This is a genomic window from Kocuria sp. (assembly GCF_030536815.1).
GTDB lineage: Bacteria > Actinomycetota > Actinomycetes > Actinomycetales > Micrococcaceae > Kocuria > Kocuria gwangalliensis.
In genome coordinates, this window is the sequence record NZ_JAUNPE010000085.1 from 1 (window position 1) to 9,835 (window position 9,835).

The 9,835-nt window shown below is 66.5% G+C and carries 9 protein-coding genes and 1 tRNA gene; 7 read left to right on the top strand and 3 right to left on the bottom strand.

Translation table 11 applies throughout. The annotated features are described in order from the left end of the window. From Q4E95_RS08720 to Q4E95_RS08730, 3 genes are all read left to right on the top strand, one after another. Window positions 1-759 (top strand): thymidine phosphorylase (locus Q4E95_RS08720; protein WP_303382933.1); only part of this gene is annotated, 759 nt, incomplete at its 5' end. A 42-nt stretch (window positions 760-801) separates the two neighbouring features. Further along, on the top strand, window positions 802-1,458 hold the full coding sequence (gene deoC / locus Q4E95_RS08725) for a deoxyribose-phosphate aldolase (protein ID WP_303382934.1): 657 nt from the start codon (window positions 802-804) through the stop codon (window positions 1,456-1,458). Between the two features lie 28 nt (window positions 1,459-1,486). Next, window positions 1,487-3,196 carry a phospho-sugar mutase gene (locus tag Q4E95_RS08730; RefSeq protein WP_303382935.1) on the top strand — a complete coding sequence of 570 codons (1,710 nt, stop codon included), beginning with the start codon at window positions 1,487-1,489 and terminating at the stop codon, window positions 3,194-3,196. 136 nt (window positions 3,197-3,332) lie between these two features. On the opposite strand, the gene Q4E95_RS08735 is transcribed toward Q4E95_RS08730, so the two are convergent. Further along, window positions 3,333-3,423 (bottom strand) — tRNA-Ser (locus tag Q4E95_RS08735). Between the two features lie 202 nt (window positions 3,424-3,625). Here Q4E95_RS08735 and Q4E95_RS08740 point away from each other — a divergent pair. From Q4E95_RS08740 to Q4E95_RS08755, 4 genes are all read left to right on the top strand, one after another. Then, window positions 3,626-4,609, top strand: a complete 984-nt coding sequence (locus Q4E95_RS08740) for an NAD(P)H-quinone oxidoreductase (protein ID WP_303382936.1) — start codon at window positions 3,626-3,628, stop codon at window positions 4,607-4,609. Window positions 4,610-4,729: 120 nt separating this feature from the next. Then, the gene (locus Q4E95_RS08745; RefSeq protein ID WP_303382937.1) at window positions 4,730-7,018 is read left to right on the top strand and encodes a carbon starvation CstA family protein; all 2,289 of its coding nucleotides are present in this window, start codon (window positions 4,730-4,732) and stop codon (window positions 7,016-7,018) included. Beyond that, entirely contained in the window at window positions 7,018-7,236 is a 219-nt protein-coding gene (locus tag Q4E95_RS08750) for a YbdD/YjiX family protein (protein ID WP_303382938.1), read from the top strand. The genes Q4E95_RS08745 and Q4E95_RS08750 overlap by 1 nt, the downstream gene beginning before the upstream one ends. A gap of 60 nt (window positions 7,237-7,296) precedes the next feature. Then, window positions 7,297-7,776 (top strand): hypothetical protein, encoded by a 480-nt coding sequence (locus Q4E95_RS08755; protein ID WP_303382939.1) that lies wholly within the window; start codon window positions 7,297-7,299, stop codon window positions 7,774-7,776. Between the two features lie 48 nt (window positions 7,777-7,824). Here Q4E95_RS08755 and Q4E95_RS08760 read toward each other — a convergent pair whose 3' ends face one another. Both Q4E95_RS08760 and Q4E95_RS08765 read right to left on the bottom strand, forming a co-directional pair. Then, window positions 7,825-8,442, bottom strand: coding sequence for a response regulator transcription factor (locus tag Q4E95_RS08760; RefSeq protein WP_303382940.1), 618 nt, complete (start codon window positions 8,440-8,442; stop codon window positions 7,825-7,827). Continuing rightward, window positions 8,439-9,755, bottom strand: a complete 1,317-nt coding sequence (locus Q4E95_RS08765; RefSeq protein ID WP_303382941.1) for a sensor histidine kinase — start codon at window positions 9,753-9,755, stop codon at window positions 8,439-8,441. The genes Q4E95_RS08760 and Q4E95_RS08765 overlap by 4 nt, the downstream gene beginning before the upstream one ends. Between the last annotated feature and the right edge of the window lie 80 nt (window positions 9,756-9,835).

Genomic DNA, 9,835 nt, shown 5'->3' on the forward strand with positions numbered 1-9,835 from the left:
TGCATTCCCCTGATCGCCTCCTCGATCATGTCCAAGAAGATCGCCGAGGGCACCGGCGCCCTGGTCCTGGACGTCAAGGTGGGCCCCGGCGCGTTCATGAAGAAGGAAGCGGACGCCCGCGAGCTCGCGCGCACCATGGTCGACCTCGGAACGGACGCCGGGGTGAACACCGTGGCGCTGCTGACCGACATGTCCCGCCCCCTGGGCCTGACCGTGGGCAACGCCCTGGAGGTCCGCGAGTCCGTGGAGGTCCTGGCGGGTGGCGGCCCCAGCGACGTCGTTCGCCTGACCCTTGCCCTGGCCAAGGAAATGCTCGAGGCGGCGGGCGTCACGGACCCGGACGTGGCGGAGGCCCTCAAGGACGGCCGCGCCATGGACACCTGGAAGCGCATGATCTCCGCCCAGGGTGGCGACCCGGACGCCCCGCTGCCGGTGGCCACCGACACCCACGAGGTCACGGCCGAAGAAGACGGCGTCATGACCGAGATGGACGCGCTTGCCGTGGGTGTGGCGTCCTGGCGCCTGGGTGCCGGCCGCGCTCGCCAGCAGGATCCCGTGCAGGCCGGTGCCGGTATCGAGATCCACGCGGTTCCCGGCGACACGATCACCAAGGGTCAGAAACTGTTCACCCTCCACACGGACACCCCGGACCGTTTCGACCGCGCGCTGGATTCCCTGCGCGGTGGCTACACCATTGATCCCCGGGCGGCCGAGGGTACCGGCGCGCGCAAAGACATCGTGCTCGACCGGATTTCCTGACCTCACCTACCGCCCGACTCACCGAACCAAGGAGAAAATTTCATGACCACCCGCGCCGAACTGGCCACGATGATCGATCACACGCTGCTCAAGCCCGAGGCCACCGCGGAGCAGGTGAACGAGCTGGCCCGCGAGGCCGGTGAGCTGGGCACCTTCTCCATTTGTGTCTCGCCGTCGCGGCTGACCGTTCAACTGCCCGACGGCGTCAAGCTGGCCACCGTGTGCGGTTTCCCGTCCGGAGCCCATGAGGCCTCCGTCAAGGCCGCCGAGGCCGCGGATTCCGTGGCCGCCGGCGTTGATGAAGTGGACATGGTCATCAATTTGGGTCTGGCCAAGGCCGGGGCCTGGGATGAGGTGCAGGCGGAGATCGCCATGGTGCGTGAATCCTGCCCCGCGAACGTGGTACTGAAGGTCATCATTGAGTCCGCGGCCCTGACCGATGACGAGATCGTGGCCGCATGCCAGGCCGCCGAGGCGGCGGGTGCGGACTTCGTGAAGACCTCCACGGGTTTTCACCCCGCCGGCGGAGCGACGGTCGAGGCCGTGCGCCTCATGGCGGACACCGTGGGCGGCCGACTGGGCGTCAAGGCCTCCGGCGGAATCCGCAGCACCGAGGATGCCTTGGCCATGGTCGAGGCCGGGGCCACCCGACTGGGCCTGTCCGGATCCCGCGCCGTGCTCGACGGCCTGTCCGACTAATTCACCCGCTCATCCCGCGGAGGTACGCATGACCGCTGAACCATTGACCGCCGAACTTTCCTCGGCCGTGCGCAGCTGGATTGCGCGCGATCCGGATCCGGCCACTCGCGCCGAACTCGAAGCCCTCGCGGCGAGCGCTGAGGCGGGCGACGGTGCCGCCGTGGCGGATCTCGCCTCCCGATTCTCCGGACCGCTCATGTTCGGCACGGCAGGGTTGCGAGCCGCGGTGGGCGCAGGAGAATCCCGGATGAACCGCGCGGTGGTCATTCGCGCCACCGCCGGTCTCGCGGCTTTCCTCACCGAACGGGTGGGGGAGCGTCCGGTAGTGGTGGTCGGTTGCGATGCTCGCCACGGTTCCGCGGATTTCGCCGCCGACGCCGCCGCCGTCCTCGCTGCCGCGGGTTGCCGGGCCATTCGGTTGCCCGCCCAGCTGCCCACCCCCGTGGTGGCCTATGCCGTGCGGGAACTGGGTGCGGACGCGGGTGTGATGGTCACGGCGTCCCACAACCCTCCGGCGGACAACGGGTACAAGGTGTACCTGGGCGGTCGGGCGGTGGATTCGGACGACGAGCGCGGCGTGCAGATCGTGCCCCCGGATGACGCTCACATCGCCGAACGCATTGCCGCAGCGCCGCCAGCCAACGAGGTGCCCCGTGCTGACGCCGACGTGGAATGGGCGGGCGACTCATTGCTCCACGGATACATCTCCCGCGCGGCAGCCCTGCGCGGCACCGATGAACCCTCGGACGTGCGCATTGTCCTGACACCCATGCACGGCGTGGGCGGGGAGACCGCGGTGCGCGTACTGGAACACGCCGGATTCCCGAATGTCACGGTGGTTCCGGAGCAGGCGCGACCGGATCCCGAATTCCCCACGGTGGTCTTCCCCAACCCCGAGGAACCGGGGGCCATGGACCTGGCCCTCGCGCTGGGGTCGGAGGACAACGCGGACGTGGTCATCGCGTTGGACCCGGATGCGGATCGCTGCGCCATTGCGATTCCGGGCGTCTCGGACACCGGAAACACCACGTGGCGGCGGCTCACCGGTGATGAGCTGGGCGCACTCTTGGGTGAGCATGCGGCGTCGGACCCCGATCGCAGCGGTGACACCCTGGCCTGCTCCATCGTCTCCGGACGGTTGCTCGGACGGATTGCTGAGCATCACGGCCTGAAGTTCCGCCAGACCCTGACCGGCTTCAAGTGGATCGCCCGCACGCCCGGGCTGCGGTTCGGCTACGAGGAGGCCATTGGCTACTGCACCGACCCGCTGGCCGTGCGCGACAAGGACGGCATCACCACCGCGGTGCGGGTGGCGTCCTACGTGCACCGGCTCAAGCACTCCAACGCCACGGTGCAGGGTGAACTGGACCGATTGGCGCGGTTGCACGGGCTCTACGCCACGGCCCCGCTGACGTTCCGCGTGGCCGATCTCGAACTGATTCCGCAGGGCATGCAGCGGCTGCGCGAGAACCCTCCCGCGGACCTGGCCGGCTCCCCGGTGGTCGAGTACACGGACCTGTCCAAGGGCGGACCCGAGATGCTGCCCACCGAGGGTGTGCTGCTGCGCACCGAGGCCGACGACCGCGTGATCGTTCGCCCCTCCGGCACGGAGCCCAAACTCAAGTGCTACCTGGAAGTGGTTCTCCCGGTCGACGGCAATGCCGAGATCCCCCGCAGGTCGGCGGAGGTCCGCCTCGAGCGAATCAGCGACGAGATCCGCCGGGCCGTGGGCTTCTGACGTTGCCGCTGCGGATTTATGGTTCCCTATCCCCGAAAACGAGCAAGAAATCCGTAATAGGGAACCATAAATCACCGCTGGCGGGGACCCGAAGGCCCCGACACTCCTGAAGGGGAGCGCCGGGGGCCTTCGTCAATGGCGGAAGGTAAGGGATTTGAACCCTTGGTACGGGGTTACCGCACACTGGTTTTCAAGACCAGCTCCTTAGGCCGCTCGGACAACCTTCCTGATCGTTCGCGGCCGCCCGCGGGGGCGGTCGCGAACGACACGTCATTATTCCACGGCACCACGGCGCAGGGCCAATACGACGCCGCCCGGGCCGGTGATGCGCGTGGCGAACCCGCCGAGCGGCGTCGTCGGCTAGCCGCGCCCCACAATCCGCGTCAGGATGGAAGCAGCAGGAGAACAACCAGCGAAGAAGGAGAATTCATGCGCGCGGTGCGAGATGTTGAATCGGGTGGCCCCGAGGTCCTGAAGGTCACGGAGATCGACGATCCCTCGGTCACGGGGGACGGGGTGCTGATCCAGGTGGTGGCCGCGGGCCTCAACCGTGCGGATGTGCTGCAGCGGCAGGGCAATTACCCCGTGCCGCCGGATGCGAGCGACGTGTACGGGTTGGAAGTCTCCGGAACCATTGCCGAACTCGGCCCCGAGGTGCCGGCAGAAGCGGGACTCACCGTGGGCGACAAGGTGGTGGCCCTGCTGGATTCCGGTGGCTACGCGGACAAGGTGGTGGCGCCGTGGCCGCAGGTGCTCCCCGCGCCGGAGGGGATGGATCTGGTCGAGGCCGCGGGCCTGCCCGAGGTGGCGGCCACCGTGTTCTCCAACGTGTTCATGGCAGCGGCCGCGCGGGAGGGGGAGACCTTGCTGGTGCACGGGGGCACCGGTGGAATCGGAACCCATGCCATCCAGGTGGCCACGGCGCTGGGACTGACCGTGCTGGCCACGGTCGGCAGCCAGGAGAAGGCCGATTTCGTGACCGAGCTCGGCGCCACGGCCATCAAGTACAAGGACGAAGACTTCGTTGAGCGGGTCATGGACCTCACCGACGGCCACGGTGCGGACGTGATCCTGGACGTCGTGGGTGCCAAGTACCTGGAGCCCAACGTCAAGGCGCTGGCGACCAACGGTCGCATCGCCATCATAGGGATGCAGGGCGGGGTCAAGGGAGAGCTGAACATCGGGCGCCTGATGAACAAGCGAGGTGCGGTCATCGGTACCACGCTGCGTTCGCGTCCCCTGAGCGAGAAGGCCCAGATCATGGGCGCGGTGCGCCAGATTGTGTGGCCGCACGTGAAGTCCGGTGAAATCCGACCCATCATGGCCAAGACTTTTCCCTTGGATCAGGTGCGCGAAGCACATGAATACTTCGACTCCGGCTCGCACATCGGCAAGGTGCTCCTGACCATGTGAGAGCCGTCCTGTGTCGGCGGTCGCCGCGATGGTTTGTGATGCGCCTCATGTGAAATAGACTCCGACTTGCGGAATCCCCAAGGATTCTGAGTGAATTCACACAAGATTCGGAGCTTCCCCATGAGCACCACCCATCGCGGCCCCGCCGCGGGCTCTCCGCGACCGGGAGGAACCCCGGCCCCTGATTTACCCCCCAACCACGTGGACCCCGAGGTCCTCGAGGCCGAACAAACCCGCTGGACGCCCCTGCGCATCGCGCTCTGGATCGGCATTGCCCTGCTGGGCGGCCTGGCCTGGGTCATGATTGCGTTTGCCCGCGGTGAGTCGGTCAACGCCATCTGGTTCGTCTTCGCCGCGGTGTGCAGTTACTTCATTGCGTACCGGTTCTACTCCAAGTTCATCGAGGCCAAACTCACGCGCCCGGATGACAGCAGGGCAACTCCGGCGGAGTACATGGCCAACGGCAAGGACTACATGCCCACGGATCGTCGTGTGCTGTACGGTCACCACTTCGCCGCGATTGCCGGCGCCGGTCCGCTGGTCGGTCCCGTGCTCGCGGCCCAGATGGGCTATCTACCCGGCACCATCTGGATCATCGTGGGCGTGATCCTGGCCGGTGCCGTCCAGGACTACCTGGTGCTGTTCTTCTCCATGCGCCGCGGTGGCCGTTCCCTGGGCCAGATGGCCCGCGAGGAACTGGGCACCGTGGGTGGCTACGCCGCCATCATTGCGACCCTGGCCATCATGATCATCATCGTGGCCATCCTGGCCCTGGTGGTCGTCAACGCGCTGGGTGAGTCCCCGTGGGGAGTGTTCTCCGTGGGGATGACCATCCCGATCGCCCTGTTCATGGGCGTGTACCTGCGCTATCTGCGCCCGGGCAAGGTCATGGAGATCTCCATCATTGGTTTCGTCCTGCTCATGGCGGCCATTGTGGCCGGCGGGTGGGTTGCCGACACCGAGCTGGGTGCCCAGCTGTTCACCCTGGACCGCATCACGCTGGCGTGGTGCGTGATCATTTACGGTTTCATTGCCGCAGTGCTGCCCGTGTGGCTGCTGTTGTCCCCCCGTGATTACCTCTCCACCTTCATGAAGGTCGGCACCATCGTGCTCCTGGCAGCCGCCATTGTGGTGGTGCGTCCGGAGATCACCGTTCCGGCGGTCTCCGAGTTCGCGGGACGCTCCGACGGCCCCGTGTTCTCCGGTTCGCTCTTCCCATTCCTGTTCGTGACCATTGCGTGTGGTGCGCTGTCCGGTTTCCACGCGCTCATCGCCTCGGGTACCACCCCCAAGATGATCGAGAAGGAACGCCAGACCCGGTTCATCGGCTACGGCGGCATGCTCATGGAGTCCTTCGTGGCGATCATGGCGCTGGTTGCCGCGGTCTCGATCGACCGTGGCATTTACTTCGCCATGAACTCGTCCCCGGCCGTGACCATGGGAACCGTTGAGGGCGCCGCCGCCTTCGTGAACTCACTGGGCCTGTCCGGCGTGCACGTCACACCCGAGCTGCTGCAGGGCACCGCGGACGCCGTGGGTGAGGAATCCATTGTGTCCCGCACCGGTGGCGCGCCCACCCTGGCCGTGGGCCTGGCCCACATCATGAACCAGTGGATCGGCGGCGCATCCATGATGAGCTTCTGGTATCACTTCGCGATCATGTTCGAGGCGCTGTTCATCCTCACCGCCGTGGACGCCGGCACTCGCGTGGCTCGCTTCATGCTCACCGACACCCTGGGCAACTTCATTCCCAAGTTCAGGGACACCGATTGGCGACTCGGGGCCTGGCTCACCACGGCCATCATGGTGGCCGGCTGGGGATCCATCCTGATTCTGGGCGTGACCGACCCGCTGGGCGGTATCAACACGTTCTTCCCGCTGTTCGGTATCTCCAACCAGCTACTGGCGGCCATCGCGCTCGCGGTGTGCCTGGCGATCGCGGCGAACCTCCAACGGTTCAAGTACCTGTGGATCATCATGATCCCGCTCTTGTTCGACGTGGTGGTCACCATGACGGGTTCGTGGCACAAGATCTTCTCCTCGGATCCCACCGTGGGTTATTGGGCCAACCACTTCCGCTTCAAGGACGCATTGGCCAACGGCGAGACCAGTCTGGGCACCGCCCAGAATGTCGAGGCCATGGAAGCCGTGGTGCGCAACACCCTGGTGCAGGGCACCCTGTCCATCGTGTTCGCGGTCCTCACGATCATTGTGGTGGTCATGGCGTTCATTGAAATGGTCAAGGCTTTGCGCGGTCATCAGCGCGCCTCGCACGAGGACCCGGCCGTGGAATCCCGCTACTACGCGCCGTCGGGAATGATCTCCACGCCCTCCGAAAAGGCGCTGGCCAGGCAATGGGACGCCCTTCCGTACGAGCAACGGGTCCCCACGGGCCACGGTCACCACTGATGTCGAATTCACGGGCGACGCCGCTCGGGGGCCTTGCGCGGTCATGGGCCCGTTCCGCACTTCGGTTCGGCAACGGAGTGCTGGGCGCAGACAAGTACGAGAAGTACCTCGACTACCACCGGGCCAGTGGGCAACCCGGTCGGCCCATGACGGAACGCGAGTTCTGGAGGGATTATCAGGACTGGCAGGACCACAACCCGCAGGGTCGGTGCTGCTGAAGCGATACCATGAACCGCCGCGTCTAGGACGCGGCGGTTCATGTATGAAAGGGGCACCGTGTGGGTTTCTTGCGCGATTACGTGGCTACTCGCCGCGACGACCAGGAACTGGGTCGCGGCGTGTGGCGGCGCGCTCATGATCGCTTCCAGCGAGGCCTGGACCGGTACCACCAAATGTTGGAGGGCGTAACGGACCCCGATCTTCGTGCCGGAGCCATCCCGATCGCCAATGACCTCGCGGATCTGCTGCCCCGAGTGCGCGAGGTCTGCGCGGAGGCCCACCGTCGCGCGCCATCCGAGACCCAGGATATCCCCGCGTCCAAGGGGGGTTACCTGTCGGACGTCCACCGCCAACTGTCCCGCAGCGGCAACGCCATGGCGCAAACGGCGGAGGCGCTGACGATGGCGCGCTTCGCGGCGACGTCGGCAAATCAACCGGTTGGGGACCCCGAAGGCGACCCGCGCGTTCAAGGTATTGAACGGCGGGCGGCCAGCGTGCATGAATGCGTGGCTCAGGCCGAGGCCCTACTGCGGGATTAGCGTGTCACGGGATCGGGCGTCGAGCTCACGGGGCTGTACCGGCCGGGTTCAAATGATCCGCTGCTCTCTGGCTCGGTTGATCGCGGCCGTCCGATTGTCGACATCGAGCTTGTTGTAAACGTGCACCAGGTGCGTTTTCACGGTGGCTTCGGAAATGAACAATTGTTTTGCCATGTTCCGGTTGCTCGCCCCGGTGGCCGCCAATTTGAGGATTTCGATTTCACGCGGAGACAAAGCGGATGCGGGTTTCGTGGTGCGCATCACGAGTTGCGCGGTCACTTGTGGGGAAAGCACGGGGCGGTTGGCAGCGGCATCAAGAACGGCTTGGCGCAGAGTTTCCTCCGGTGCGTCCTTCAGCAGGTATCCCGTGGCGCCGGCCTCCAGGGCCGAGAGGATGTCCGACTGCGCGTCGTAGGTCGTGAGGATCAACACGGGAGGGCCGCCGGCCGCCCGAATGGCGCGGGTTGCATCAATTCCCGTGGGGCCGGGGCCCATTTGAATGTCCATGACCACCACATCGATGTCGTGGTGACGGGAGCGCTGCTGGGCGGACAGGGCATCGCGCGCCTCGGCGACCACGGAGATGTCGGGCAGGCCCTCCAGCACGGCGCGCAGTCCGGCGCGCACCACGGGGTGATCATCGACCAGTAGGACTCGTGTGCTCATTGTGTGTCTCCGGGGAGGTCGGTGTCTGGGGAGCGGGGCGGTTCGGAGCCGCCCGATGCGGGGTCCACGACCCGGGGTGCGGTGTTCGCGGGCGGGGGATTCAGGGGCAGGCGAACGGTGACCGCGGTGCCGTCACCGGGGGCGGATTCAATGGTGGCCGTTCCACCGGCCGCGCTCACTCGGTCATGGAGGCCGGGCAGGCCGAATCCGTTGCAGGGCTCCGCCGGGGGCACCCGATCCGAAGTGAATCCCACGCCGTTGTCCACCACGTCCACGCTCACGTCGTGATCCCACCAGGACAAGCTGACCACGGCGTGCTGCGCACGGGCGTGCTGGGCCACATTGGCCAGCAACGTCTGGGCGGCACGCAGCAACACGGTCTGTTGGGCGAAATCGGCCTGCCCGGTGCCGTCCTCGGTGAACGCCACGGTGAGTTCATCGCCGCGCGCACGGGCCTCTTCCGTGGTGCGCTCACATAATTGGCGCAGCGCGTCCGCCAACGGAACGGCCAGAGCCGGGGACGAGAGGTTGTGGACGAACCTGCGGGCCTCGGCGAGGTTTTCGGATGCGGCGGTCTCGATGGTCCCTAATCGCTCATCGGTTCGGCGGACATCATCGCGTGACAGAGAGGCCCGGGCCGCTCGGGACATCAACACGATCGAGGACAGACCCTGGGCCAGGGTGTCGTGGATCTCGCGGGCCAAGCGTTCGCGTTCGGTGGCCTGACCGGCGGCGCGTTCGGTGCGCGCCAGTTCGGTCCGCGTGGTTTCCAAAGCGGACAGGGTGCGCTGGTAGCGGAGCACGTCCCGATACATGGCTCGGTAGGAGGACGCCATGACGACCGCGAACACCGCTCCCAGCACCGGGCCGTAAACCATGCCGGCCGTGAAGTCCTCGGCGCCGATGTGCAGCCGTTGGGACAGCACCACCCCGCTCGTCAGGACCACTACGCACGCCAACGCAATGGCGCGTGGGAGCAACAGGAGGAACAGGAAGAACAGCGGGAACACCACGGAAATGAAATTCTCGCTCATGAGGACCAAAGCGCCCCACAGCGCCGAGATCACCACTAGCCACGGCGCGGCCAGGAACCGGGGGTTGCGGTCGCTGCGACCGTGGGCGTACCGGTTCTCCCACACGGTACCCACCAGATACACGACCGCCAGCACGCACGCCAGGCACAGTGACCAGGCAAATTTCATGGGCGGGTCCGAGGCCATGCGCAGCACACCCAGCAACAACAACCCCGCGAAGCTCACGTGCAGGGCCAAGCGCAGCACCCGCAGCACCCGGGCGGTCGAGGTTGTTTCCACCGGGGTCTGCCTCCCGTGCCGGTTCGCTGGTCTCGTGTTCAGGCCGACGACGCCGCCGCGGCGTCGTCGGCCTCGCTAAG